Here is a 24,745-nt window from a genome sequence, read left to right on the forward strand (position 1 = left end):
TCAGGCTCAGAAGCCCGCCGGCTCCGTGTAAACGCCCCACTCGTCCCGCAGCACCCCGCAGATCTCGCCGAGCGTCGCCTCGGCCCGTACGGCCTCCAGCATCGGCTCGATCATGTTGCTGCCGTCCCGGGCCGTGGCGAGCATCGCCTGGAGTGCGGACCGCACCCGGGTGTCGTCCCGGGCCGCCTTGCGGTCGGTGAGGGCCTGTACCTGGTCCCGTTCGACTTCGTGGCTGACCCGCAGGATCTCCAGGTCGCCGGTGACCGAGCCGTGGTGGCAGTTGACGCCGACGACCCGCTTGTCGCCCTTCTCCAGGGACTGCTGGTAGCGGAAGGCGGATTCGGCGATCTCGCCGGTGAACCAGCCGTCCGCGATGCCGCGCAGGATGCCGGAGGTGATCGGGCCGATCGGGTGCCGGCCGTCGGTCACCGCCCGCGCCCCGCGCTCCTTGATCTGCTCGAAGATCTTCTCGGCGTCCGCCTCGATCCGGTCGGTCAGCGCCTCGATGAACCACGAACCGCCCAGCGGGTCGGCGACGTTGGCGACGCCGGTCTCCTCCATCAGCACCTGCTGGGTGCGCAGCGCGATCTCGGCGGCCTGCTCACTGGGGAGCGCCAGGGTCTCGTCGAGGGCGTTGGTGTGCAGGGAGTTGGTGCCGCCGAGTACGGCCGCGAGCGCCTCCACCGCTGTGCGGACGACGTTGTTGTACGGCTGCTGGGCGGTCAGCGAGACGCCCGCGGTCTGGGTGTGGAACCGCAGCCACTGCGCCTTCTCGCTGCTCGCGCCGTACACGTCGCGCATCCAGCGGGCCCAGATCCGGCGCGCCGCACGGAACTTGGCGATCTCCTCGAAGAAGTCGAGGTGCGCGTCGAAGAAGAAGGACAGGCCGGGCGCGAAGGTGTTGACGTCAAGGCCGCGGGAGAGCCCCAGCTCGACGTAGCCGAAGCCGTCGGCGAGGGTGTACGCCAGCTCCTGCGCGGCCGTCGCCCCGGCCTCGCGGATGTGGTAGCCGGAGACCGAGAGCGGCTTGTACGCGGGGATGCCCTGCGCACAGTGCTCCATGAGGTCGCCGATCAGCCGCAGATGGGGTTCGGGCTGGAACAGCCACTCCTTCTGGGCGATGTACTCCTTGAAGATGTCCGTCTGGAGGGTGCCGTTGAGTACACCCGGGTCGACGCCCTGCCGCTCGGCGGCGACCAGGTACATGCAGAAGACGGGCACGGCGGGACCGCTGATCGTCATCGATGTCGTGACGTCGCCCAGCGGGATGTCCCGGAACAGCACCTCCATGTCGGCGGCCGAGTCGATGGCGACGCCGCAGTGGCCGACCTCGCCGAGCGAGCGCGGGTCGTCGGAGTCCCGCCCCATCAGCGTCGGCATGTCGAACGCGACGGAGAGGCCGCCGCCACCCGCCTCCAGGATCATTTTGTAGCGCTCGTTGGTCTGCTCGGCGTTGCCGAAGCCGGCGAACTGGCGGATGGTCCAGGTCCTGCCGCGGTAGCCGGTCGGGTACAGGCCGCGGGTGAAGGGGTACTCGCCCGGCCACCCGATCCGCTCGAAGCCGTCGACGGTGTCCCCGGGGCGCGGCCCGTAGACCGGCTCCACCGGATCGCCCGAGAGCGTGCTGAAGTCCGCGTCGCGCGTGCGGGCGGAGTCGTACCGGGCCTGCCAGCGACGGCGGCCTTCTTCGATCGCGTCGGCGTCCATACCCACGAATTTACTAGGACGTCCTAGTAATTGTCGATGGCTGGAGGCGGTGCCGTGCGGCATCGTCGCCGCCCTCAGCCGCAAGGAAGGCCGCAGAACCGCCCCTGAACAGCACGAACGCGCCCGCCCCCGGGAGGGGAAGGGCGCGTGGCGGGAGTGGCTGCCGTCAGACCTTGACCGGCTGCGGAGCGGCGTCGGCGAGCAGCGGCTCGACCTCGCGGACGACCTTGCGCTCGACGAAGAACGCGGCGGTCGGGATGGTGCCGGCGATCAGCACCCACAGCAGCTTGCCGAACTTCCACTTCGCCTTGGAGCCCAGGTCGAAGGCGAAAACCAGGTAAATGATGTAGAGCACGCCGTGGATCTGGGAGACGACGAGGGTCAGATCCTTGCCCGTGTCGAAGCCGTACTTGGCCACCATGCAGGCGCACAGGATGAGGAGCATGACGGCGGTGACGTAGGCCATCACCCGGTAGCGGGACACGACGCTTCGCTTCATGCCCCCGAGCGTAACCGCATGTTCCGGGGCGATCTTCGCCGCCCCCGCCGTGTGGCTGACGACGGGCTCAGCCCTCGTCGAAGTCCCCGGCGGCCACCCGCAGCGGCCTGAGCATCGCGAAGATCTCCCCGCACTCCTCGGCGTCGTACGCGCCCAGCCCGAAGTCCATCGCCATCAGGTCGTGGGTGGCCGCGTCGCACATCTCGCGCCCCTTGTCGGTGATGGACGCGAGGGTGCCACGGCCGTCGTTCGGGTTCGGCCGCTTGGCCACCAGGCCGGACCGCACCAGCCGGTCGACGGTGTTCGTCACCGAGGTCGGGTGCACCATCAGCCGCTCGCCGATCTTCGACATCGGCAGCTCGCCGGCCTTCGAGAAGGTGAGCAGCACCAGTGCCTCGTAGCGCGCGAACGTCAGCCCGTACGGCTTGACCACCGCGTCCACTTCGGACAGCAGGATCTGGTGGGCCCGCATGACCGAGGTGATCGCGGCCATCGACGGCACTGCGCCCCAGCGCTGCTGCCACAACTCGTCGGCGCGGGCGATGGGATCAAAGGCAAGACTGAGCGGCTTCGACACGCAGCCGACCCTACCCGGCGGTCATATGGCGGTCAGCCACGTCTCGGAATCCGGGCAGGGGCGGCATCGCGCCCGGCGCGCGGACGGCGCCGGGCCCTGTGGTCAGCTCGTGGATTCGCCCGTGGACTCCCCCGCGGCGAGATACCGCTCCACGGTCTCCACCTTGGAGGTCAGGCCGTCGGTCACCCCCGGCCTGATGTCGGCCTTCAGAACCAGCGAGACCCGCCCCGCGCGTGCCTCGACGGCGGCCACCGCGCGCTTGACGACGTCCATCACCTCGTCCCACTCGCCCTCGATGGAGGTGAACATGGCGTCGGTGCGGTGCGGCAGGCCGGATGCGCGGACGACCCGTACGGCGTCGGCCACGTATTCCCCGACGTCCTCGCCGACACCCAGCGGACTCACCGAAAAGGCGACGATCATGCGTTGACCGTGCCTTCCCTGCGGGCGCGGGCGGCGATGACCGAGCTCTCGGCCTCCCGCTTGAGCTTGCGCTCGGCGAAGAAACCGCCGGTGGGCAGCACGGAGAGGATGAAGTAGAGGGCGGCGGTCTTCAGGTTCCACTTGGTGCGGTTCCAGGCGTCGAGCCAGAAGACGACGTACAGGACGAACAGCACGCCGTGCACCATGCCCATGACCATGACACCGTCGAAGCTGGTGGTGCGCTTGAGCACCGAGCAGCACAGCAGGAGGAGGAAGGAAATCGCCTCGGGGGCGGAGACCAGGCGGAGCCGGTGCAGGGCGGCGGCGGTCTTGATGTCCACGGGAACCTCGTTCGGGTGGCAGGGGGGAGTCAGCACAGCTTGTGCAAGAGTTCACAAGCTGTGGTCCATTGTTACAGCCGCCTCCGCGATCACCGCGTCGGGGGCGGGTCGGGGTGCGGTCCGGGACGGATCAGGGGCGGTGGGCCTCCCGCGGCGGGCCCTTCGCCGACTACGGTCACAGGCGTGGCTCAGTTTCGGCTCCAGGGGAGCAAGGTGCTCGCCGTCGATATGACGGGCGATGCCGTCAAGGCGAAGAACGGCGCGATGGTCGCGTACGACGGTCAGATGTCGTTCAAGAAGATGACGGGCGGCGGTGAGGGGCTGCGGGGCATGGTCACCCGGCGCCTGACCGGCGAACAGATGGCCGTGATGGAGGTGAAGGGACAGGGCACCTGCTATTTCGCCGACCGCGCGAGCGAGATCAACCTCGTGCAGCTGCACGGCGAGAAGCTGTTCGTCGAGGCGAGCAACCTGCTGTGCACGGACGCCGCGCTGCGCACCGGGACGACGTTCACCGGCCTGCGCGGCGCCTCGCAGGGCAACGGCCTGTTCACCACCACCGTCGAGGGCACCGGCCAGGCCGCGCTCACCTCCCACGGGCCCGCGGTGGTGCTGCGGGTCACCAAGGAGTACCCGCTCCAGGTCGACCCGGGCGCGTACATCGCGCACACCGGCAATCTCAAGCAGCACTTCCAGTCCGGGGTGAACTTCCGCACGTTCATGGGCGAGGGCTCGGGCGAGGCGTTCCAGATCCGTTTCGAGGGCGAGGGCCTGGTGTACGTACAGCCCAGCGAGCGCAACACCGTCGGCGGTGAGCTCTGATGCCGTTCACGGTGCTCAACTCGCGCATGGTGGAGGCCGGGATCGGGCCGGGCGAGCGGCTGTTCAGCCAGCGCGGCGCGATGCTCGCCTACCGCGGCGAGGTCTCCTTCACCCCCAACATCCAGGGCGGCCAGGGCGGCATCGGCTCGATGATCGGCCGCCGGATCGCGGGCGAGGCGACGCCCCTGATGACGGTAGAAGGCAGCGGCTCGGTGATGTTCGGCCACGGCGGGCATCACGTCCAGGTCATCGACCTGGCGGGCGAGACCCTGTACGTCGAGGCCGACCGGCTGCTGGCCTTCGACGGCACCCTCCAGCAGGGCACGATGTTCATGGGCTCGCAGGGCGGGGTGATGGGCATGGTCCGCGGCCAGGTCACCGGCCAGGGCCTGTTCACCACCACCCTCAAGGGCCACGGCTCGGCCGCGGTGATGGCCCACGGCGGCGTCATCGAGCTGCCGATCACCCCGCAGCGCCCGGTCCACGTCGACCCGCAGGCGTACGTCGCCCACCGCGGCGAGGTACGCAACAAGCTGTCCACCGCCCTCGGTTGGCGCGAGATGGTCGGCCGCGGCTCCGGCGAAGCCTTCCAGCTGGAACTGTCGGGCCAGGGCACCGTGTACGTACAGGCGTCGGAGGAAAAACTGTGACCGCTCCCGTCATCCACGACGTCCACACGCTCCCGGGCAACGACAACGTCAACCCGTATTCCTTCAGCGTGGATCTGCAGGGCCAGTGGTTCCTCCAGAAGGGGAAGATGATCGCCTACTACGGGCGGATCGAGTTCCACGGCATCGGGCACGGTCGCCTGGACCGGCTCATCTCCACGAGCTTCCATTCGCCGTTGCACGCCGCGGACTGGGTGGTGGCCGAGGGCCAGGGCAAGATGCTCCTCGCCGACCGGGCCTTCGACGTGAATTCCTACGACCTCGACGAGGGCAACCTCACGATTCGCTCCGGCAATCTGCTCGCGTTTCAGCCATCTCTGTCGCTGAAGCAGTCGATCATTCCGGGCTTCCTCACCCTGATCGGCACGGGCACGTTCGTGGCCGCGTCCAACGGTCCCGTGGTCTTCGCCGAGCCACCCATCCGGGTGGATCCGCAGGCCCTGGTCGGCTGGGCTGACTGCCCCTCCCCGTGCCACCACTACGACCACCGGTACCTGCGGGGATTCCTGGGCGAGCTGCGGGCGCGCACCGGCATCGGGGGCGCCTCGGGAGAGGAGCACCAATTCGAGTTCGTGGGGGCGGGCACGGTGCTGCTCCAGTCGACGGAGCAGCTCATGCCGGAGCTGGCGACGGGCGAGGTGCCGGCGGAACCGGGGGTTCCCGGCGGGGGAAACCCCGGCGGGCAAAGTGGCTCACATGTGCCGCAGTTGCCCGGCAACCTCGGTGGCCTCTCACGTCGCTTCGGGCTGTGAGCGGTAGTCTGCGCACGGTCGGCTCGAACGCCTGACCAACGCCGAGCCGGAATCCCTGTCGGGCCGGGACCGGCATCCGCCGCCCCGTCCGAATCCTTTCGCTCCCCCTCCGGCAGCCCCTCCCGATTAATTCACTATTCAACTTTTACGGGTAGAATTCCTCCATGACGACCGACAGCGACACCCCCTGGCTGACCGACCAGGAGCAGCGTGCCTGGCGCACTCATCTGGACGTCAGCAGGCTGCTGATGCACCAGCTGGAACGCGATCTCCAGCCGTTCGGCCTGACCAACAACGACTACGAGATCCTCGTCAACCTCTCCGAGGCCGAGGACCGACGGCTGCGGATGAGCGACCTCGCGACCAGCACCCTGCAGTCCAAAAGCCGTCTCTCGCACCAGATCACGCGCATGGAGAACGCCGGCCTCGTCCGCCGCGAAAGCTGCGAGTCCGACCGCCGAGGGCTCTACGCCGTACTGACCGACGAGGGCTGGGACACCATGCGCCGGGTCGCCCCGCACCACGTCGAGTCGGTGCGCAAGCACTTCATCGACCTCTTCACGCCGGAGGATCTCGCCGCGCTCCGCACCTCGCTCACGCCGGTCGCCGAGCATCTGCGGGAGCACCGCGGCAGCCTCTGACCGTCCGCCGCGGCCCGCCCGCCGGGCCGCGGCACCGTGCTCAGCGGGCCACCGGCAGCCGCAGTTCGAAGACCGAGCCCTCGCGTACGGCCAGCGAACCGCCGTGCCGCACCGCGACGTCCCTGGCGATGGCCAGGCCGAGTCCGGCGCCGCCGTCGTCCCGCGCCCGCGCGTCGTCGAGCCGTACGAACCGCTCGAAGATCCGCTCGCGTTCGGCCTCCGGCACGCCGGGCCCGTCGTCGTCGACCCGCAGCACCGCCCACTCCCCCTCGCGGACCAGCTCCGCCCGCACCGAGGCGGCGGCGTGCCGCTGCGCGTTGTCCAGCAGGTTGCCGAGCACCCGCCCCAACTGGCCGCGCGAACCGGACACTTCCGCGCCGTCCAGCCGCCCGACCCGCACCGGGATCCGGTCGTTCACCCGCTGCGAGGTGTCCTCCCGGACCATCGCGGCCAGGTCCACCCGGGATCCGGTCGGCTTCTCGCCCGCGTCGAGCCGTGCGAGCAGCAGCAGGTCGGCCGCCAGGTGCTGGAGCCGCACGGTGTCCTCGACCGCGCCCGGTACGTCCAGCAACTCCGGGTGCGCGACACCCACTTCGAGCTGCGTACGGAGGCTGGCGATCGGGCTGCGCAGCTCGTGGGAGGCGTCGGCGACGAACCGCCGCTGGCGCTCCACGGACGCCTCCAGCGCCGCCAGCGTCTCGTTGGTGGTCCGCGCCAGCCGCCCGATCTCGTCCTGCGCCGCGGGCACCGGCACCCGCCTGCTGAGGTCCGCACTGGCGGTGATCGCGGCCATCTCGCCGCGGATCCCCTCGACCGGCCGCAGCGCCCGCCGGGTGACCAGCCAGGTCACCCCCGCCACGACCAGGAGCAGCAGCGGCAGCCCGATGAGCATCGCGCCGCGCACCGTGCCCACGGCGTCCTGTTCGGGGGTGAGCGCCGAACCGGCCCGCACGGTGACCTTGCGGCCTCCGGTGTCCTTGGCCTCCACCGAGGCGAAGCGGTAGCCCTCGGTCCGGTCGCCCACGGTCGCCGTGCCGTCCCGGAAGTCCACGTCGTCGTCGACCTCGCCCGGCTTCGGCCCGTCGGCGTCCTCGTCGTCGTCCGCCTCGTCCTCGTCCCCCGACGCGTGTGCCGCCGCGCCGCCCGCCCCGTGGCCCGGCTTCGCGATCCGCTTCCCGTCGACCGCCCGCACGTCGTCGCCGACCGCGAGCACCCGGCCGTCCTCGTCGGTCACCACCACCGGGTGCTCGTCCCCGTCCGGCAGATCGAGATCGCCGTCCACGGACCCGGTGGCGATCCGCTCCGCGACGCCGCGCGCCGCGACCTCGGCCTCCAGGCCCGCCTGGTCGTGCAGATTGCCACGCAGCACCAGCAGCAGCGCCACCCCGGCCGCGACCAGCGCCAGCGCCACCACCAGCGTCGCGCCGGCCGTCGCCTTGGCGCGTACGGATCCCAGCCGGCTACGCACCGGTCACCAGCCGGTATCCCGCGCCGCGCACCGTGGCGATGTACCCGGCGCCGAGCTTGCGGCGCAGCGCGCTCACGTACACCTCGATGATGTTCAGGTCGCCCTCGTAGGCGAAGTCCCAGACGTGCTCCAGGATTTCCGGCTTGGAGACCACCTCGCCCGCCCGCAGCGCGAGCTGTTCGAGTACGGCGAACTCCTTGGCCGTCAGGGACACTTCGGCGCCGTCCAGCGTCACCTTGTGCGACCCCTGGTCGATGCTGAGCGCGCCGACCCGCAGCACCGGCGGCGCGCTCTGCCCGCGCCGCCGCAGCAGCGCCTTGACCCGGGCGACCAGCACCACGTACGAGAACGGCTTGGTCAGATAGTCGTCGGCGCCGGTGTCGAGGCCCTCGGCCTCGTCGTACTCGCCGTCCTTGGCGGTCAGCATCAGGACCGGTACGTCGTTGCCCGCGGCCCGCAGCGCCGCGCACACGCGGTAGCCGTTCAGGCCCGGCAGCATGATGTCCAGGACGATCAGGTCGTGGCCGCCCTCGCTCGCGCGCTGGAGCCCTTCCAGGCCGTCGTGGACGACGTCCACCGCGTATCCCTCGGCCATCAGCCCCTTGGCCAGCGACAGCGCGAGCCGCTTCTCGTCCTCCACGATCAGCAGGCGGGAGGGGCGGCGCGCGGCGCCCGCGGGGCGGTAGGAGGTGACCGGTGGCAGCATGCGCCCCAGCTTGCCACCCCGTTCCTGAAGCGTTCTTCAGGGACCTTCAGCTTGGCTTCAGCTTCGTTCAGCCACTGTGTGGTCACTGCCGAACACAGGGGAGAACACACCATGAAGCGCCACATCCTCATCGCCACCGCCGCCGCTGCCGCCCTCATCGCCGGAGGCACCGCGACCGCCGTCGCCGTCAACGGCTCCGAAGGTCCGGGCAGCCCGCAGTCCGGGGCGCAGACCTCGGCGCAGCTCGCGGCGACGGCCGGCGGCACGGGGGGCGACACCCAGCAGACCCGGGCCGCCGACGGCCGCTCCAGCATCCCGATGCGGGACCACGACGAGGACGGCCAGGAGGACGTCCGCGAGGCCGCCGCCGCCAAGGTGAGCGCCCCGCAGGCGGCAGCCGCCGCACTGAAGGCCGTCCCCGGCACGGTGACCGGCCTCGACCTGGACGCCGACCGTCCCGGCCTGGTCTGGGACGTGGACCTGCTCGGCAACGACGGCAAGTGGCACGAGCTGACCCTCGACGCGGGCAACGCCCGGGTACTCAACCAGCACATCGACCACGAGGACGACGACGACCACGGCCAGGGCCAGGTCAGGCGCCAGCTGAAGGGCGCGACGATGGACGCGGCCGGCGCCGCCCGTGCCGCCGCCGAGGACCACGGCACCGTGACGTCCGTGGACCTGGACGACGACCACCGCGCGAAGGCCGTCTGGGAGGTCGAGACCGTCACCAAGGACGGCAAGGAGCACAAGCTCCTGATCGACCCGCAGTCCGGTGCGCTGACCATCGCGCCCGCGCACGACGCGGACGACGACGACAACGACGGCCAGGACGACTGACCCGGCTCCGGCCACCACGGCCGCTCCGGGCCCCGAACCCGAAGCGGCCTGACCGCGAAACGGCGAACCCCGGGTGTGGGCCCCGGGGTTCGCCTCGTCGTCGTGGGCGGACCGGGCGATGGCCGTCCGCCGTCGCGGATCAGCCGGTGGTCAGCCCCTCGACCAGTTCGTCCGCCGCCCGGTAGGGATCCGTCTCGCCGGCCACGATCCGCTCCGCCAGCGCCTCCAGACGCCGGTCGCCGCTCAGGTCCCCGATCCGCTCGCGCAGCGCCGTGACGGCGATCGTCTCGACCTCGTGCGCCGCCCGGGACCGCCGCCGCTGCGCCAGGACCCCGTGCTCCTCGCTCCACGCCCGGTGCTTCTCCAGCGCCTCGACGACCTCGTCGATCCCCTCGGCCCGGGACGCGACGGTCTTCACGATCGGCGGGCGCCAGTCGCCGGCCGCCCGCGAGGCGCCGAGCCCCAGCATGTGGTTCAGCTCCCTGGCCGTGGCGTCGGCACCGTCCCGGTCCGCCTTGTTGACGACGTAGACGTCGCCGATCTCCAGGATTCCGGCCTTCGCCGCCTGGATGCCGTCGCCCATGCCAGGGGCCAGCAGGACCACGCTGGTGTCGGCCTGCGAGGCGATCTCGACCTCGGACTGGCCGACGCCGACCGTCTCGACCAGCACCACGTCGCAGCCGGCCGCGTCCAGCACCCGGATCGCCTGGGGCGCGGCCCAGGCGAGGCCGCCCAGGTGGCCGCGGGTGGCCATCGAGCGGATGTAGACGCCGGGGTCGGACGCGTGCTCGCTCATCCGGATCCGGTCGCCGAGCAGCGCGCCGCCGGAGAACGGCGAGGACGGGTCGACGGCCAGCACCCCGACGCGTTTGCCGGCCTTGCGGTAGGCGGTCACCAGGGCCGATGTGGTGGTGGACTTCCCGACACCGGGTGAGCCCGTCAGCCCGACGACATAGGCGCCGCCGGTGAGCGGTGCCAGCGCCGCCATCACTTCACGGAGCTGCGGCGATGCCCCCTCGACGAGGGAGATCAGCCGGGCCACCGCCCTCGGCCGGCCCTGCCGTGCCTGCTCCACCAGCTGCGGGACGTCCACCATCGCTGCTCGGCTCCTTCGGCTCGCTCGTTCGCGCTCGTCTACCCGGCCCGCCCGGTGCCGCTCACTTGCCCGGGACGCGGATGATCAGGGCGTCGCCCTGGCCGCCGCCGCCGCACAGCGCTGCCGCGCCGGTGCCGCCGCCGCGGCGCTTCAGCTCCAGCGCGAGGTGCAGCACGATGCGGGCGCCCGACATGCCGATCGGGTGGCCGAGAGCGATGGCACCACCGTTCACATTCACCTTTTCGAGGGAAACTCCGAGGTCCTTCACCGACTGCACGGCGACCGCGGCGAACGCCTCGTTGATCTCGATCAGGTCAAGATCGTCGACGGTCAGGCCGTCCTTGCCGAGTGCGTGCCTGATCGCGTTGGACGGCTGGGACTGGAGGGAGTTGTCCGGGCCCGCGACGTTGCCGTGCGCGCCGATCTCGGCGATCCACTCCAGGCCCAGCGCCTCGGCCTTGGCCTTGCTCATCACGACGACGGCGGCGGCACCGTCGGAGATCTGCGAGGAGGTGCCGGCGGTGATCGTGCCGTCCTTGGCGAAGGCCGGGCGCAGCTTGCCGAGCGACTCGGTGGTGGTCTCGCCGCGAATCCCCTCGTCCTGGCTGAAAACCACCGGTTCGCCCTTGCGCTGCGGGATCTCGACCGGGGTGATCTCGGCCTCGAAGAGCCCGTTCTTCTGGGCAGCCGCGGCCCGCTGGTGGGAGCGCGCGGCGATCTCGTCCTGCTCGGGGCGCGCGATACCGAGACGCGTGTTGTGCTTCTCGGTCGACTCCCCCATCGCGACGCCTTCGTACGCGTCGGTCAGGCCGTCGTGGGCCATCGCGTCGAGCATCTGCACCGCGCCGTACTTGTAGCCCTCGCGGGACTTCGGCAGCAGATGCGGGGCGTTGGTCATCGACTCCTGGCCGCCGGCCACCACGACGTCGAACTCGCCGGCGCGGATCAGCTGGTCGGCCAGGGCGATGGCGTCCAGGCCGGAGAGGCAGACCTTGTTGACGGTCAGCGCGGGGACGCTCATGGGGATGCCGGCCTTGACGGCCGCCTGGCGGGCCGGCATCTGCCCGGCGCCGGCCTGGAGGACCTGCCCCATGATCACGTAGTCCACCTGGTCGCCGCCGATGCCCGCGCGGTCCAGCGCCGCCTTGATGGCCACCCCGCCGAGGTCGGCGCCGGAGAAGGAACGCAGGGAGCCGAGCAGCCGGCCCATGGGGGTGCGCGCACCCGCCACGATCACTGAGGTGGTGCCGTTCGTGCCGTTCGATGCAGACATGCGGTGCGGCCTTCCTTTGCAGGGAAGTTAACGAGGGTTCCCGTCAATGTACTGAGGGGTACGCGCCGGGTCACCGGCAAGTGGGTGTGATCGCGCGCACGTTGCGTAACCGGCCGTGCGGGCGGTGCACTGGAGGCATGCTGACGCGAATCGACCACATCGGGATCGCCTGTTTCGACCTGGACAGGACCGTCGAGTTCTACCGTGCCACCTACGGCTTCGAGGTGTTCCATTCCGAGGTCAACGAAGAGCAGGGTGTCCGGGAAGCGATGCTCAAGATCAACGAAACGTCGGACGGCGGTGCCTCCTACCTCCAGCTGCTCGAACCCATCCGCGAGGACTCCGCGGTCGGCAAGTGGCTCGCCAAGAACGGCGAGGGTGTGCACCACATCGCGTTCGGCACCGCGGACGTGGACACCGACGCCGCGGACATCCGCGACAAGGGCGTCCGGGTGCTGTACGACGAGCCGCGGAAGGGCTCGATGGGCTCCCGGATCACCTTCCTGCACCCCAAGGACTGCCACGGCGTGCTGACCGAACTGGTCACCGCCGCGCCTTCCTCCGCGACGGACCACTGACCTTCACCTTCCTCGGCCGGTAGAGTGCTGCTTCGGCCGGGGTAAGAGGTGCTCGCATCGCGTGCGGGAGCCTTCTGGGGATGGGGCTCGGTCCATACTCCGCCGATGATCTGACACCATTTCTTCGGAAGGGTCAGCTCCGGGGGGCGTAGCTCCGTACGACGTGACGTGTACGGGACGATCGCCTGTACGTCCGGGGACGGCCGCCACCATGACCAGGGGACGGATGGGACCGCGCAGTGCGGGGCAACGAGCGCCACGAACGTGAGTGGGCTGAGGCCGACCACCTCTCGCAGTTCGAAGCCGAGATGGAACGGCTGAAGACCGAGCGGGACAAGGCCGTCCAGCACGCCGACGATCTCGGGTACCAGGTCGAGGTGCTGCGCGCCAAGCTCCACGAGGCGCGCCGCAACCTCGCGGCCCGCCCTGCCTACGACAACGTCAGCCACCAGGCCGAACAACTGCTGCGCAACGCGCAGATCCAGGCCGACCAGCTGCGCGCCGACTCCGAGCGCGAGCTGCGCGAGGCCCGCGCGCAGACCCAGCGGCTGCTCCAGGAGCAGGCCGAGCAGCAGGCCCGTCTGGAGGCCGAGCTGCACGCCGAGGCGGTGTCCCGCCGGCAGCGGCTCGACGAGGAACTCAACGAGCGCCGGCAGACCGTCGAGTCACACGTCAACGAAAACGTCGCGTGGGCCGAGCAGTTGCGGGCCCGCACCGAGGCCCAGTCCCGCCGGCTGATGGACGAGTCGCGGACCGAGGCCGAGCAGGCGCTGGCGGCGGCACGCGCCGAGGCGCACCGGCTCGCCGAGCGGGCCCGTGAACGCCTGGGCACCGAGGCCGAAGAGGCACGCGCCGAGGCGGAGAGCATCCTGCGCCGGGCGCGCACGGACGCCGAGCGGCTGCTGAACGCCGCGTCCTCCCAGGCCCAGGAGGCCACCGACCAGGCGGAGCAGCTGCGTTCGACCGTCGGCAGCGAGTCGGAAGAGGCCCGCAAGCAGGCCGCCGAGCTGACGCGGACCGCCGAGGCGCGCATCCAGGAGGCCGACACCGCGCTGCGCGAGGCGCGCGCCGAGGCCGAGAAGCTGGTGGAGGACGCGCAGCAGAGCGCCACCAAGCGGCTGTCCGCCACCGAGTCCGAGAACGAGCAGCGCACCCGCACCGCCAAGGCGGAGATCGCCCGGCTGGTCGCCGAGGCCACCAAGGAGGCCGAGGCGCTCAAGGCCGAGGCCGAGCAACTGCGGGCGGACGCGGGCACGGAAGCCGAGCGGCTGGTCACCGAGGCGCGGGAGGCCGCGCGTTCGCAGGCGGCCGAGGACTCCGCGGCGCAGCTGGCGAAGGCCGCGCGGACCGCCGAGGAGGTGCTGACCAAGGCGTCCGACGACGCCAAGGCCACCACCAAGGCCGCGGCCGAAGAGGCCGAACGGCTGCGCAGCGAGGCCGAGTCGGAGGCCGACCGGCTGCGTGAGCAGGCCCATGACACCGCCGAGCAGCTCAAGGGCGCGGCGAAGGACGACACCAAGGAGTACCGCGCCAAGACCGCCGAACTCCAGGAGGAGGCACGGCGGCTGCGCGGCGAGGCCGAGCAACTGCGCGCCGAGGCCGTCGCCGAGGGCGAGCGGATCCGCAGCGAGGCGCGGCGCGAGGCCGTCCAGCAGATCGAGGAGGCAGCAGGTTCCGCCGAGGAGCTGCTGACCAAGGCGAAGTCGGACGCCGACGAGACCCGCGCCGGGGCCGGCGCGGAGAGCGAGCGGGTACGCACCGAGGCCATCGAGCGGGCCACCGCCCTGCGCAAGCAGGCCGAAGAGGCGCTGGAGAAGGCCCGCGCGGAGGCCGAGGAGCTGCTCACCGAAGGCGCCCAGGCCGCCGAGCTGGTCACCACCGAGGCGGAGGAGTCCGCGGCGCGGCTGCGCGCCGAGGCCGAGCAGGCCGCCGATGAGCGCCGGGAAGAGGCGCAGGCCGAGCTGGACCGGCTGCGGACCGATGCCGAGGAGAAGGTCGCCGCCGCCGAGGAATCGCTGCACGAGGCGCGCACGGAAGCGGAGCGGCTGCGCCGCGAGACGCAGGAGGAGGCCGCCCGGCTCAAGGCGGAGGCGGCCGAGCGGCGCCGTCACCTCCAGCAGCAGGCCGAGGACGAGGCCGAGCGGCTGCGCGCGGAGGCCGCGTCGGACGCGTCGGCGGCCCGTACCGAGGGCGAGTCCGTCGCGGAACGGCTGCGCGCCGAGGCCGCGGCCGAGGCGGAGCGGCTGAAGACGGAGGCGCAGGAGAGCGCCGACCGGGTACGGGCGGAGGCCGCAGCCGCGGCCGAGCGGGCCGGGAGCGAGGCGGCGCAGGCGCTGTCCGCCGCCCAGGAGGAGGCCGCGCGGCGCCGCAAGGAGGCCGAGCAGCAGCTGGGCGAGGCCCGCGAGGAGGCGCACCAGGAGCGCACCGCGGCCCGCGAGCAGAGCGAGGAGTTGCTGGCGTCGGCCCGTACCCGGGTCAGCGAGGCGCAGGCCGAGGCGGAGCGGCTGGTCGAGGAGGCCGACCGGCGGGCAGCCGAGCTGGTGGCCACCGCGGAGACCACAGCCCAGCAGGTGCGGGACGCGGTCGCCGGGCTCCACGAGCAGGCCGACGAGGAGATCGCCGGGCTGCGGTCGGCGGCCGAGCACGCGGCGGAGCGGACGAGGACCGAGGCGCAGGAAGAGGCCGACCGGGTCCGCACGGACGCGTACGAGGAGCGCGAGCGCGCCTCGGAGGACGCGGCACGGGTGCGGCGGGACGCGCAGGAGGCGTCGGACGCCGCCAAGGCCCTCGCGGAGCGGACCGTCGCGGAGGCCATCGAGGAGGCCGAGCGGCTGCGCGCGGAGGCCACGGACGCGCTCGACGAGGCCCGCCGGGACGCGCACGCCGCGCGGACCGACGCGGCCGAGCAGGCGGACCGGCTGATCGCCGAGGCGACCGCGCAGGCCGAGAAGCTGGTCGCGGACGCCACCGCCAAGGCCCAGCAGCTGCGGACCGACGCGTCGGACGCGCTGGCGGCCGGCGAGCAGGACGCGGCACGGGCACGGGCGGAGGCACGGGACGACGCCAACCGGATGCGGTCGGACGCGGCCGGGCAGGCCGACCGGCTGATCGCCGAGGCCCGTACGGAAGCCGAACGGATCGTCACCGAGGCGACCGAGCTGACGTCTTCGGCGCAGGACGACGCCGACCGTACGGTCAAGGAGGCCCAGGAGGCCGCCGAGCAGCTGCGGACGGCGGGCGAGGAGCAGGCGCAGGCGCGCCTGGCCGAGGCGACCGCCGAGGCCGAGCGGCTGCGGGCCGAGGCGTCCCAGGCGCTGGAGAGCGCGCGGGCGGACGCCGAGTCGACCGGCGACGAGGCACGCAAGGCGGCCAACAAGACCCGGTCGGACGCCGCCGAGCAGGCCGACCAGCTGGTGTCCGAGGCCACCACCGAGGCCGAGCGGCTGCGCACCGAGGCGGCGGAGACCGGCGCGGAGGCGGAGCGGGACGCCGACCGTACCCGCGCCGACGCCCGCGAGCAGGCCGACCGGATGATCGCCACGGCGACGGCCGAGGCGGACCGGCTGCGGGCCGAAGCGGCCGAGACGGTCACCGCGGCCCAGGAGCACGCCAACCGCACCCGCAGCGAATCGGCCAAGGTCGAGCAGGACGCCGAGGCGGCGGCCGAGCGGCTGCGCGCGGAGACCGAGCAGGAGGCCGAGCGGCTGCTCGACGAGGCCCGCAAGGACGCGGCCAAGCGCCGTGGCGACGCGGCGGAGCAGGCCGACCAGCTGGTCGCGAAGGCCCAGGAGGAGGCGCTGCGGGCCGCCGCCGCGGCCGAGGAGCAGGCCGACACGATGGTCGGGGCGGCCCGCACGGAGGCCGACCGGATCGTCACGGAAGCGACGGCGGACGGCAACTCCCGGGTGGAGAAGGCCCGTACGGACGCGGACACCCTGCTCAGCGAGGCGCGCGGGGACGCCACGGCGATCCGGGAGCGCGCCGAGGAGCTGCGGGTGCGGATCGAGTCCGAGGTCGAGGAGCTGCACGAGCGGGCCCGTCGCGAGTCCGCGGAGACGATGAAGAACGCCGGCGAACGCGTCGACAAGCTCATCGCGCAGGCCACCACCCAGCAGGTGGAGGCCGAGGAGAAGGCCGAGCAACTGGTGTCGGACGCAAACAGCGAGGCGAGCAAGGTCCGGATCTCGGCGGTGAAGAAGGCCGAGGGCCTGATCAAGGAGGCCGAGAACAAGAAGGCCGAGGCGGTGCGCGACGCGGAGCGGATGCGCACCGAGGCCGAGGCGGAGGCCGCCCGGATCGTGGCGGACGGCCAGCACGAGCTGGAGGTCCTGGTGCGCCGCCGCGCGGATATCAACACGGAAATCTCCCGCGTCCAGGATGTCTTGGAAGCGCTGGAGTCGTTCGAGGCGCCGTCAGGTGCAGCGGACGGCAAGACCGCGGGGTCCAAGACCGCCGCGGGAGCGGGTGCAACTCGTTCGAGTGGCAAGCAGTCTGAGGGGTAGCCACTCAAATGAGGGGTCATTCTCCACTTCAAACGGGCATTGACTCGATGACACGCCGTTTGGGCCCCTAGGATTCTCCTTATCACCTCACCGGTCTCTTTCGACAGGAACCCCATGAGCGACACTTCCTCCCCCTTCGGCTTCGAGCTCGTGCGGCGTGGGTACGACCGCGGTCAGGTGGATGACCGCATTACGAAGCTCGTCGCGGACCGCGACGGCGCGCTGTCCCGTATCACCTCGCTGGAAAAGCGGATCGAGGAGCTGCACCTCGAAACGCAGAACGCCCAGGCCCAGGTCAATGACGCCGAGCCGTCCTACGCGGGCCTCGGTGCGCGCGTGGAGAAGATCCTCCGTCTCGCCGAGGAGGAGGCCAAGGACCTGCGCGAGGAGGCCAGGCGGGCCGCCGAGCAGCACCGCGAGCTGGCCGAGTCGGCCGCCCAGCAGGTCCGTAACGACGCCGAGCAGTTCGCCGCCGAGCGGAAGGCCAAGGCCGAGGACGAGGGCGCCCGGATCGTCGAGAAGGCCAAGGGCGAGGCGTCCACGCTGCGTGCCGATGCGCAGAAGGACGCGCAGTCCAAGCGTGAGGAGGCGGACTCCCTCTTCGAGGAGACCCGCGCCAAGGCCGCGCAGGCGGCGGCCGACTTCGAGACCAACCTCGCCAAGCGCCGCGAGCAGTCCGAGCGTGACCTGGCCTCGCGTCAGGCCAAGGCCGAGAAGCGTCTTGCGGAGATCGAGCACCGCGCCGAGCAGCTTCGCCTGGAGGCCGAGAAGCTGCGGACGGACGCCGAGCGCCGGGCCCGCCAGACGGTGGAGACCGCGCAGCGCCAGGCCGAGGACATCGTGGCCGACGCGAACGCCAAGGCCGACCGGATCCGCAGCGAATCGGAGCGCGAGCTGGCGGCGCTGACCAACCGCCGCGACTCGATCAACGCGCAGCTCACCAACGTCCGCGAGATGCTGGCGACGCTCACCGGTGCGGCCGTGGCCGCCGCCGGTGCCCCGGGCGACGAGGAGTCCGCCACCCGCGGCGTCCCCGCCCAGCAGACCCGCTGACGGTCCGTCCGTCCCCCACCCGCCCCCGCGCCGCCTCTCCGGTGGCCGGGGGCGCAGGCGTGTCCGGTGGCGGGCGGCATCGGGCGCCCTTAGCGTGCAAGACATGATCGAGCTGGCTGGGCTGACCAAGCACTACGGCGACAAGGTGGCGGTGGATCACCTGACGTTCGTGGTGCGGCCCGGGATCGTCACGGGCTTCCTCGGGCCCAACGGCGCGGGAAAGTCCACCACCATGCGGATGATGCTCGACCTGGACAACCCGACGGCCGGCTCGGTCCGCATCGACGGCAGGCACTACCGCCAGTTGAAGGACCCGCTGCGGTACATCGGCGCGCTGCTGGAGGCCAAGGCGATGCACGGCGGGCGCAGCGCCTTCAACCATCTGCTGTGCCTGGCGCAGAGCAACGGCATCCCGCGCCACCGGGTCGGCGAGGTGCTGGACACCGTCGGGCTGACGACGGTGGCCAAGAAGCGCTCGAAGGGCTTCTCGCTCGGCATGGGCCAGCGGCTCGGCATCGCCGCCGCGCTGCTCGGCGACCCGCAGGTGCTGCTCTTCGACGAGCCGGTCAACGGCCTCGACCCCGAGGGCATCCTGTGGGTGCGCACCACGATGAAGAACCTCGCGGCGCAGGGCCGTACCGTCTTCGTCTCCTCGCACCTGATGAGCGAAATGGCGCTGACCGCCGACCACTTGGTCGTCATCGGCCAGGGCCGGCTGCTCGCCGACACCTCGATGGCGCAGTTCATCCGGGAGAATTCACGGTCCTACGTGCGGCTGCGGTCGCCTGATCAGGAGCGGCTGCTCGACGTGCTGCACGCGGAGCGGATCACCGCGGTCCAGGCCGGCGGCGGCACGCTGGAGGTCGACGGCGAACCGGCCGAGCGGCTGGGCGAACTGGCCGCCGCCCATCAGCTCGTGCTGCACGAACTGAGCCCCCAACAGGCTTCTCTGGAAGAGGCGTTCATGCAGCTCACCGCGGAATCGGTGGAGTATCACGCACATGACGGCGAGCCGCCTGCCGGGGCGATGGACGGCCCGGCGGGGGCTCCGGCCGCGGCTCCGGCCCCGGCCGGAGGCTGGGGTGCCGACTGGCGGAAGAAGGGGGGCTGACGATGGCGGTCGTCGGGCAGGTGCTGCGCTCGGAGTGGACCAAGATCCGGTCGGTGCGGTCCACGGTGTGGACGCTGGGCGTCGCCGTGGTGGTCACCATCGGCATCGGTGTGCTGATCTGCGCCCTCGCCAAGAGCGACTTCGACGCGATGCCGGTGCGCGACCGGATCGGCTTCGACGCCACCAACATCAGCTTCGCGGGCATGGGCCTTGGCCAGCTCGCGATGATCGTGTTCGGGGTGCTGGTCGTCTCCAACGAGTACAGCACCGGCATGATCCGCAGTTCGCTGGCCGCCGTACCGCAGCGCGCCACCTTCCTGTTCTGCAAGCTCGCGGTGGCCACCGCGCTGGTCTTCCTCGTCGGGCTGGCCACGAGCTTCCTCGCGTTCTTCGCCGGGCAGGCGATGCTGGGCGGCCACGCGGCGCGGATCGGCGATCCCGGGGTGCTGCGCGCGGTGATCGGCGGCGGGCTCTACATGACGCTGATCGCGCTGTTCTCGATGGCCGTCGCCACGATGCTGCGCTCCCCGATGCTCTCGCTCGGCATCCTGATGCCGTTCTTCTTTCTGATCTCCAACATCCTCGGGAACGTCTCGGCGACGCGGAAGGTCGGCCACTACCTGCCCGACCAGGCGGGCCGGCGGATCATGCAGGTGGTCCCGACGGGCGACGAGGTCCCGTACGGGCCGTGGGGCGGTCTCGGCATCATGGCAGCCTGGACGGTGGCCGCGCTGATCTGCGGATGCGTCCTGCTGAAGCGGCGCGACGCGTGAGGAAGGCGCGGGCGGGACACCGCCGGGTGACGCCCGCCTCTTCCCTGTTTTGGCGGGAACCGTCAAGGGACCGATAGCCTCCTAACCCGCACGGGGGTACGAGGGCGCCTCTGCCCCGACGATCTCGCGAGGGGCGGAGAATGATCGAGGCAGTCGGCCTGACGAAGCGCTATGGCGCCAAGACGGCCGTGCACAACCTGTCGTTCCAGGTACGGCCGGGCACCGTGACCGGCTTCCTGGGGCCGAACGGCTCCGGCAAGTCGACCACGATGCGCATGATTCTGGGCCTGGACGCCCCCACTTCGGGACGCGCCACCATCGGTGGCCGCCCCTTCCGTGAACTCCCCAACGCTCCCCGCCAGGTGGGCGCGTTGCTCGACGCCAAGGCCGTGCACGGCGGACGCAGCGCCCGCCAGCACCTGCTGTCGCTCGCGCAGCTGTCCGGCATCCCGGCCCGCAGGGTCGACGAAGTGCTCGGCGTGGTGGGCCTCCAGGAAGTCGCCAATCGCCGTTCCAAGGGCTTCTCGCTCGGCATGGGCCAGCGGCTCGGCATCGCCGCCGCGCTGCTCGGCGACCCGCAGGTGCTGCTCTTCGACGAGCCGGTCAACGGCCTCGACCCCGAGGGCATCCTGTGGGTGCGCAACCTCATGAAGCAGCTGGCGTCCGAGGGCCGTACCGTCTTCGTCTCCTCGCACCTGATGAGCGAAATGGCGCTGACCGCCGAGCACTTGATAGTGATCGGCCGCGGCCAGCTGATGGCGGACATGGCGGTCAAGGACTTCATCTCCGCCAACTCCGCCGATTTCGCCCGGGTCCGTACCCCCGACACCACACCCGAACTGCGCGAGAAGCTGACCGCGACGCTCGGCGAGGCGGGCGGCCAGGTCACCCCTGAGCCGGACGGCGCGCTGCGGGTGACCGGCCTGCCGCTCCCCCGGATCAGCGACCTCGCGCACGAGGCGGACGTCCGCCTGTGGGAGCTGTCGCCGCACCAGGCGTCCCTGGAAGAGGCGTACATGCGACTCACCCAGGGCGCCGTGGACTACCGCTCGACGGCCGACCCGCGGGCCGGCCTCCAGCAGCAGCCCGCCGGGTACGCGTTCCAGGGCGGCGCACCGCAGGGCTACCCGCCCGTCCAGGGACAGCAGGGCATGCCCGGCGGCCCCGTCCAGGGACAGCCTCACCCGTACGCCCAGCCGGGGCCCTACGCCCCGCAGGCGCCGGGGGCGGTCCCCGGCCAGGGGTACCCGCCGCCCGTCCAGGGACAGCCCTACGGGGCACCCCACCCCTACGGGGCCCCGCAGCCGCAGCCCGCGGCGCCGATGCCGCCCGCCGCCCCCGCCGACCCGACCGTGCCCCACAACGAGGACGCCCGATGACCAGCCCTCAGCAGCCGCAGCCGCAGGCACAGCCTGAGCGCGGACCGAACGACCAGGCCGCGGCGCAGGGACAGACGCCGCCCGCGCCCCCGATGCCGCCCGCCGCACCGGCGCAGCAGCCGGCGCCCGAGCAGCCCGCGCCCGCCCGTGAGGCCGGGACGATGGTGCTCCAGGCCCAGCAGCAGCCGCAGCAGCAGCAGCAGCCCGCCAAGGAGGCGGGCACGATGATGCTCCAGGCCCAGGCGCCCCAGCAGGCCAGGGGCGAGGGCCCGGCGCCGCAGCCGCTCGCGGCCGGCGGCAGCCTGGCGAAGGACCCGGGCACGATGATGCTCCAGGCCCAGGCGCCCCAGCAGCAGCCCCCGGTACCCCCGCAGGGCCACCCCCAGCAGGGCCACGCGCCCCAGGGAATCCCGCAGGGGAACCCCCAGGGGAACCCGCCCGGCGGCCCCCAGGGCGCACCGCAGAACGGCGGCGCCAACTGGCAGGGCGGTCAGCCCGGTTATGTCTCGCCGATCCCGGTGCGGAGCACCCACATCGGGCACGCGCTGGCCTCCGAGTGGACGAAGATCCGCTCGGTGCGTTCGACGATCTGGACGCTGAGCGCGATGGTCGTGCTGATCGTCGGCATCGGCCTGCTGACGGCTCTGGCCCTGGGCTCGCAGCGGGAGGTCGACCCGAAGCTCGGATTCTCCTTCTTCGGCGTCCTGTTGGGCACGCTGTGCGTCATCCCGCTCGGCGTGCTGGTGATCTCGTCCGAGTACGGCACGGGCATGATCCGCACGACCATGACCGCCTGCCCCAGCCGGGCCCGGGTGCTCGCGGCCAAGGCGATCGTCTTCTTCGTGCTGGCCTTCGTCATCACGACGCTCGCCACCGCCGTCGTCTCGGTGCTCACCGCCGGGATGGTGAACGGCCCCGACCCGACGGCCGACGCGTGGCTCCGCGCCACCGTGGGCGCCGGCCTCTACGTGTCGGTGCTCGGCCTGCTGGCGCTGGCCGTCGGCTCGCTGCTGCGGCACTCGGCGGGCGCGATCAGCGCCATGCTCGGACTGGTGCTGCTGCCGATGCTGCTCGCGGTCTTCATGCTGGGCTCGGAGAGCCTGAAGTCGGTGAGCCAGGCGCTGATCGAGTACTCCGTGCCCAACTCGCTGGCGACGCTGTACGGCAACCCGTTCCTCGGCGCCGACACCGGCCCGCAGGGCTGGACCCCGCTGTGGGTGCTCGCCGGGGTGACCGCGCTCGTGCTGGGCGGGGCGTTCGCCGCCCAGTCGCAGCGCGACGTGTAGCGCTCAGTACCTGGGCGCGTTACGGGACCGCTGGAGCCGCGCGCTCCGGCGGTCCCGTGCGTTCCAGCACGCCTTGTGCCAGTGCCTGCGGTCGTCGACGTCGCCGCCCTGCGGCCAGGCCACGATGTGCCCGACGCCGGGCGGGATCTCCTGGTCGCAGCCGGGGCAGCGGTAGTGCTTGGCGGCCCCGGAGCCGCCGACCTGCCGCACGACCCAGTCCTCGCCGCGCCACTCCTCGGTCTTCTCCCAGCCGAAGCCGGACGTTCCGTAGCCGCCCGTGCCGGAGTGTTCGGCGGGCTTCGCACCGCCGCGCTGGCGGTTTCGACGCGGAGACACAAGGCACCTCGGGAGATCTACGGGGTCACGGGCTGTCACCAGCGTAGCGGCGCCGTCGACCCCGGTGGCGGCCCGGCCCTTTCCTGCGATGATCGGGAAATTCCGCTGTACGGACCGTGCCTTTGGCACGTGTCAGGCGTTAGTGCCGGTAGGGGGGGAAGCCGCGTCGGCTGCGAGGAGGCAGAGAGCGATGCGCGTTGGGGCTTTCATCCTGGCCGCTCAATTCCCCGGCCAGGGACAGGGGGAAGCACTGTATCGGGCGGTCCGTTCCGCGGAGATCGCGGAGACGGCCGGGCTCGATGACGTCTGGCTTGCGGAGCACCACTTCGTTCCGTACGGCGTCTGTCCTTCGGCGGTGACGCTCGCCGCCCTGCTGCTGGGGCGCACCCGCCGGATCGGGATCGGGACAGCGGTCAGCGTGCTGCCGACCCAGCATCCGGTGGCGCTCGGCGAACAGGCCGCGCTGCTGCATCTCACGTCCGGCGGGCGGTTCACGCTCGGCGTCGGCCGCGGCGGCCCGTGGGTGGACCTGGAGGTCTTCGGCTCCGGCCTCGCCGCGTACGAGCACGGCTTCCCCGAGGCGCTGGATCTGCTGCTGCGCTGGCTGCGGGAGCCGCGGGTCGGCGCCCGGGGCGAGCGGTACGCCTTCCGCGAGGTGGCGGTCGTCCCGAGCCCGGCGGAATCCCTGGTGCCGCTCGACGATCCCGCGTCCGGGCCTCCGGGACCTGGCGTGGTGGTGGCGTGTACGTCCCCCGCGTCGGTCCGGCTGGCGGCCGAGCGCGGGCTGCCGATGCTGCTCGGCATGCACTGCGGGGACGAGGAGAAGGCGGACATGATCGCGCTGTGGCGGTCCGCGGCCATCGAAGCCGGCCGGGACGGCGACGAAGTGGCCGCCGCCGGGCACGTATCGGCGGGTGTGGTGCAGATCGCCGACGACCGCACGGCCGCGGTGGAGTCGCTGACGAAGGCGATGCCCGGCTGGCTGCGGCAGGGACTCGGCGCGCATGTGACGGTCGACGGGCGCTACCGGTCGATGCGCGATCCCCTCGCGTACACGGAGCAGCTCTGCGGGCTGCATCCCGTCGGGCCGCCGCGGCTGTGCGCCGACCGGCTCGCGGCGACGGCGGAGCGTACGGGCATCACGAAGTACGCGCTGCTCGTCGAGGGATCGGGCGATCTGGCCGCGACCGAGGAGAACGTCCGCCGGCTGGGCACGGAGGTACTGCCGCAGCTCGGGTGACCCGGCCGGCTCGGCAGGGCGGCGTGCGGCGGTGCTTCCGTGGTGCGGTCATGCACTGTTCGTCGAAGGGCCTGTCGGGTGACCGGTGGTGCTGCCGCCGGCGCACCGGCACCGGACGGTGCCGTGATGAGCGCAGGACATGACGCGCGCAGCGGCAGCAACTCCGGTCAGCAGTCGCGGAGTTCGGGCGACTGGTTCAGCAACTGCCCGCGGATGGAGGTGAAGCGGGCCAGGCGGTCGTCGACCACCGGGTCGAGCGGGAAAACCGCGACGCGATGGCAGTTCTGAAAGGCGAGACGCACACCGAAGTGGCGCTCCAACGATCCGCGTATCGCGTCACTCGCCAGTGCGCGCAGCAGCTGGCCGCGCGCCTGCTCGTCCGGCGGCGGCGTCTGATTGTCGGCGAACTCTCCGCCGTCCACCTTCAGCTGGGCCACCAGAGAGCTGATCATCCCCCATGCATAGGGCAGGGAGGTCCGGACGCAGTCGACAAACGCGGCTTCGTCGACCTCGCCTCGCTCGGCCTGTTCGAGGAGGGCCGGTGAGACGTCGAGCGACATGAGGTTCTCCTCTCGCGGCCCCGCCGGGACGGGGCCTCAGGAATGGGACAGGGGTCATCGCGACGGAGCGTGTTCGCTTCACGACCCCCTGCATCAACGGTATGCCGCACAAGG

24 protein-coding genes are annotated in these 24,745 nt (G+C 71.8%); 13 read left to right on the top strand and 11 right to left on the bottom strand.

From position 1 onward, the window contains the following. Positions 1-6: 6 nt before the first annotated feature. From ACGFNI_RS10345 to ACGFNI_RS10365, 5 genes are all read right to left on the bottom strand, one after another. Entirely contained in the window at positions 7-1,707 is a 1,701-nt protein-coding gene (locus ACGFNI_RS10345; RefSeq protein ID WP_393682404.1) for a methylmalonyl-CoA mutase, read from the bottom strand. A gap of 166 nt (positions 1,708-1,873) precedes the next feature. Further along, positions 1,874-2,206 carry a DUF3817 domain-containing protein gene (locus tag ACGFNI_RS10350; protein ID WP_393682405.1) on the bottom strand — a complete coding sequence of 111 codons (333 nt, stop codon included), beginning with the start codon at positions 2,204-2,206 and terminating at the stop codon, positions 1,874-1,876. Between the two features lie 67 nt (positions 2,207-2,273). Further along, positions 2,274-2,783, bottom strand: a complete 510-nt coding sequence (locus tag ACGFNI_RS10355; protein WP_393682406.1) for a MarR family winged helix-turn-helix transcriptional regulator — start codon at positions 2,781-2,783, stop codon at positions 2,274-2,276. A 102-nt stretch (positions 2,784-2,885) separates the two neighbouring features. Beyond that, on the bottom strand, positions 2,886-3,206 hold the full coding sequence (locus tag ACGFNI_RS10360; protein WP_393682407.1) for an MTH1187 family thiamine-binding protein: 321 nt from the start codon (positions 3,204-3,206) through the stop codon (positions 2,886-2,888). Continuing rightward, positions 3,203-3,547 (bottom strand): DUF3817 domain-containing protein, encoded by a 345-nt coding sequence (locus ACGFNI_RS10365; RefSeq protein WP_227050474.1) that lies wholly within the window; start codon positions 3,545-3,547, stop codon positions 3,203-3,205. Before ACGFNI_RS10365 ends, ACGFNI_RS10360 begins: the two co-directional genes overlap by 4 nt. A gap of 183 nt (positions 3,548-3,730) precedes the next feature. Between ACGFNI_RS10365 and ACGFNI_RS10370 the strand changes: the two genes are divergently transcribed. From ACGFNI_RS10370 to ACGFNI_RS10385, 4 genes are all read left to right on the top strand, one after another. After that, positions 3,731-4,369: an AIM24 family protein gene (locus ACGFNI_RS10370; RefSeq protein WP_393682408.1), complete on the top strand. Its 639-nt coding sequence runs from the start codon at positions 3,731-3,733 to the stop codon at positions 4,367-4,369. Further along, positions 4,369-5,019 carry an AIM24 family protein gene (locus ACGFNI_RS10375; protein ID WP_393682409.1) on the top strand — a complete coding sequence of 217 codons (651 nt, stop codon included), beginning with the start codon at positions 4,369-4,371 and terminating at the stop codon, positions 5,017-5,019. Before ACGFNI_RS10370 ends, ACGFNI_RS10375 begins: the two co-directional genes overlap by 1 nt. After that, a complete protein-coding gene (locus ACGFNI_RS10380) occupies positions 5,016-5,789 on the top strand; it encodes an AIM24 family protein (RefSeq protein ID WP_393682410.1) in 774 nt (257 codons plus the stop codon). The genes ACGFNI_RS10375 and ACGFNI_RS10380 overlap by 4 nt, the downstream gene beginning before the upstream one ends. Before the next feature lie 164 nt (positions 5,790-5,953). After that, the gene (locus tag ACGFNI_RS10385; protein ID WP_393682411.1) at positions 5,954-6,430 is read left to right on the top strand and encodes a MarR family winged helix-turn-helix transcriptional regulator; all 477 of its coding nucleotides are present in this window, start codon (positions 5,954-5,956) and stop codon (positions 6,428-6,430) included. A gap of 40 nt (positions 6,431-6,470) precedes the next feature. On the opposite strand, the gene ACGFNI_RS10390 is transcribed toward ACGFNI_RS10385, so the two are convergent. Together ACGFNI_RS10390 and ACGFNI_RS10395 are read right to left on the bottom strand one after the other, a co-directional pair. Further along, entirely contained in the window at positions 6,471-7,898 is a 1,428-nt protein-coding gene (locus ACGFNI_RS10390; protein WP_393682412.1) for an ATP-binding protein, read from the bottom strand. Continuing rightward, positions 7,891-8,604 carry a response regulator transcription factor gene (locus ACGFNI_RS10395; protein WP_393682413.1) on the bottom strand — a complete coding sequence of 238 codons (714 nt, stop codon included), beginning with the start codon at positions 8,602-8,604 and terminating at the stop codon, positions 7,891-7,893. Before ACGFNI_RS10395 ends, ACGFNI_RS10390 begins: the two co-directional genes overlap by 8 nt. Positions 8,605-8,715: 111 nt before the next feature. On the opposite strand from ACGFNI_RS10395, the gene ACGFNI_RS10400 reads away from it, so the two are divergent. After that, positions 8,716-9,444 (top strand): PepSY domain-containing protein, encoded by a 729-nt coding sequence (locus ACGFNI_RS10400; protein WP_393682414.1) that lies wholly within the window; start codon positions 8,716-8,718, stop codon positions 9,442-9,444. A gap of 139 nt (positions 9,445-9,583) precedes the next feature. Here the strand turns inward: ACGFNI_RS10400 and meaB are convergent, their stop codons facing one another. Further along, positions 9,584-10,540, bottom strand: coding sequence for a methylmalonyl Co-A mutase-associated GTPase MeaB (meaB, locus tag ACGFNI_RS10405; protein WP_393682415.1), 957 nt, complete (start codon positions 10,538-10,540; stop codon positions 9,584-9,586). Between the two features lie 61 nt (positions 10,541-10,601). Further along, positions 10,602-11,777: an acetyl-CoA C-acetyltransferase gene (locus tag ACGFNI_RS10410; protein ID WP_393683016.1), complete on the bottom strand. Its 1,176-nt coding sequence runs from the start codon at positions 11,775-11,777 to the stop codon at positions 10,602-10,604. Between the two features lie 173 nt (positions 11,778-11,950). Between ACGFNI_RS10410 and mce the strand changes: the two genes are divergently transcribed. The 7 genes from mce to ACGFNI_RS10445 all read left to right on the top strand — a co-directional run bounded on the left by mce (position 11,951) and on the right by ACGFNI_RS10445 (position 22,495). Further along, complete coding sequence (gene mce, locus ACGFNI_RS10415) at positions 11,951-12,391, top strand: methylmalonyl-CoA epimerase (protein WP_393682417.1); 441 nt, start codon at positions 11,951-11,953, stop codon at positions 12,389-12,391. A gap of 239 nt (positions 12,392-12,630) precedes the next feature. Further along, positions 12,631-16,893: a polarized growth protein Scy gene (scy, locus tag ACGFNI_RS10420; RefSeq protein WP_393682418.1), complete on the top strand. Its 4,263-nt coding sequence runs from the start codon at positions 12,631-12,633 to the stop codon at positions 16,891-16,893. 114 nt (positions 16,894-17,007) lie between these two features. Further along, positions 17,008-17,946: a cellulose-binding protein gene (locus ACGFNI_RS10425; protein WP_393682420.1), complete on the top strand. Its 939-nt coding sequence runs from the start codon at positions 17,008-17,010 to the stop codon at positions 17,944-17,946. A gap of 103 nt (positions 17,947-18,049) precedes the next feature. Beyond that, positions 18,050-19,057, top strand: coding sequence for an ABC transporter ATP-binding protein (locus tag ACGFNI_RS10430; RefSeq protein ID WP_393682422.1), 1,008 nt, complete (start codon positions 18,050-18,052; stop codon positions 19,055-19,057). 2 nt (positions 19,058-19,059) lie between these two features. After that, a complete protein-coding gene (locus ACGFNI_RS10435) occupies positions 19,060-19,830 on the top strand; it encodes an ABC transporter permease (protein WP_393682424.1) in 771 nt (256 codons plus the stop codon). 140 nt (positions 19,831-19,970) lie between these two features. Beyond that, positions 19,971-21,209 carry an ATP-binding cassette domain-containing protein gene (locus tag ACGFNI_RS10440; protein ID WP_393682425.1) on the top strand — a complete coding sequence of 413 codons (1,239 nt, stop codon included), beginning with the start codon at positions 19,971-19,973 and terminating at the stop codon, positions 21,207-21,209. Then, complete coding sequence (locus tag ACGFNI_RS10445) at positions 21,206-22,495, top strand: ABC transporter permease (RefSeq protein ID WP_393682427.1); 1,290 nt, start codon at positions 21,206-21,208, stop codon at positions 22,493-22,495. The genes ACGFNI_RS10440 and ACGFNI_RS10445 overlap by 4 nt, the downstream gene beginning before the upstream one ends. A 3-nt stretch (positions 22,496-22,498) precedes the next feature. Here ACGFNI_RS10445 and ACGFNI_RS10450 read toward each other — a convergent pair whose 3' ends face one another. Then, a complete protein-coding gene (locus ACGFNI_RS10450; protein WP_393682428.1) occupies positions 22,499-22,831 on the bottom strand; it encodes an ATP/GTP-binding protein in 333 nt (110 codons plus the stop codon). Positions 22,832-23,021: 190 nt separating this feature from the next. On the opposite strand from ACGFNI_RS10450, the gene ACGFNI_RS10455 reads away from it, so the two are divergent. Then, positions 23,022-24,071, top strand: a complete 1,050-nt coding sequence (locus ACGFNI_RS10455; protein WP_393682430.1) for an LLM class flavin-dependent oxidoreductase — start codon at positions 23,022-23,024, stop codon at positions 24,069-24,071. A 167-nt stretch (positions 24,072-24,238) separates the two neighbouring features. On the opposite strand, the gene ACGFNI_RS10460 is transcribed toward ACGFNI_RS10455, so the two are convergent. Next, positions 24,239-24,631: an SCO5389 family protein gene (locus ACGFNI_RS10460; RefSeq protein WP_030080104.1), complete on the bottom strand. Its 393-nt coding sequence runs from the start codon at positions 24,629-24,631 to the stop codon at positions 24,239-24,241. Between the last annotated feature and the right edge of the window lie 114 nt (positions 24,632-24,745).

The organism is Streptomyces sp. NPDC048644 (assembly GCF_043199105.1).
GTDB lineage: Bacteria > Actinomycetota > Actinomycetes > Streptomycetales > Streptomycetaceae > Streptomyces.

Coding starts and splice junctions, on each gene's coding strand:
- ACGFNI_RS10345 (WP_393682404.1), bottom strand. CDS start 1,707: ATGGACGCCGACGCGATCGAAGAAGGCCGCCGTCGCTGGCAGGCCCGG.
- ACGFNI_RS10350 (WP_393682405.1), bottom strand. CDS start 2,206: ATGAAGCGAAGCGTCGTGTCCCGCTACCGGGTGATGGCCTACGTCACC.
- ACGFNI_RS10360 (WP_393682407.1), bottom strand. CDS start 3,206: ATGATCGTCGCCTTTTCGGTGAGTCCGCTGGGTGTCGGCGAGGACGTC.
- ACGFNI_RS10375 (WP_393682409.1), top strand. CDS start 4,369: ATGCCGTTCACGGTGCTCAACTCGCGCATGGTGGAGGCCGGGATCGGG.
- ACGFNI_RS10385 (WP_393682411.1), top strand. CDS start 5,954: ATGACGACCGACAGCGACACCCCCTGGCTGACCGACCAGGAGCAGCGT.
- ACGFNI_RS10395 (WP_393682413.1), bottom strand. CDS start 8,604: ATGCTGCCACCGGTCACCTCCTACCGCCCCGCGGGCGCCGCGCGCCGC.
- ACGFNI_RS10400 (WP_393682414.1), top strand. CDS start 8,716: ATGAAGCGCCACATCCTCATCGCCACCGCCGCCGCTGCCGCCCTCATC.
- meaB (WP_393682415.1), bottom strand. CDS start 10,540: ATGGTGGACGTCCCGCAGCTGGTGGAGCAGGCACGGCAGGGCCGGCCG.
- mce (WP_393682417.1), top strand. CDS start 11,951: ATGCTGACGCGAATCGACCACATCGGGATCGCCTGTTTCGACCTGGAC.
- ACGFNI_RS10425 (WP_393682420.1), top strand. CDS start 17,008: ATGAGCGACACTTCCTCCCCCTTCGGCTTCGAGCTCGTGCGGCGTGGG.
- ACGFNI_RS10430 (WP_393682422.1), top strand. CDS start 18,050: ATGATCGAGCTGGCTGGGCTGACCAAGCACTACGGCGACAAGGTGGCG.
- ACGFNI_RS10435 (WP_393682424.1), top strand. CDS start 19,060: ATGGCGGTCGTCGGGCAGGTGCTGCGCTCGGAGTGGACCAAGATCCGG.
- ACGFNI_RS10440 (WP_393682425.1), top strand. CDS start 19,971: ATGATCGAGGCAGTCGGCCTGACGAAGCGCTATGGCGCCAAGACGGCC.
- ACGFNI_RS10445 (WP_393682427.1), top strand. CDS start 21,206: ATGACCAGCCCTCAGCAGCCGCAGCCGCAGGCACAGCCTGAGCGCGGA.
- ACGFNI_RS10455 (WP_393682430.1), top strand. CDS start 23,022: ATGCGCGTTGGGGCTTTCATCCTGGCCGCTCAATTCCCCGGCCAGGGA.
- ACGFNI_RS10460 (WP_030080104.1), bottom strand. CDS start 24,631: ATGTCGCTCGACGTCTCACCGGCCCTCCTCGAACAGGCCGAGCGAGGC.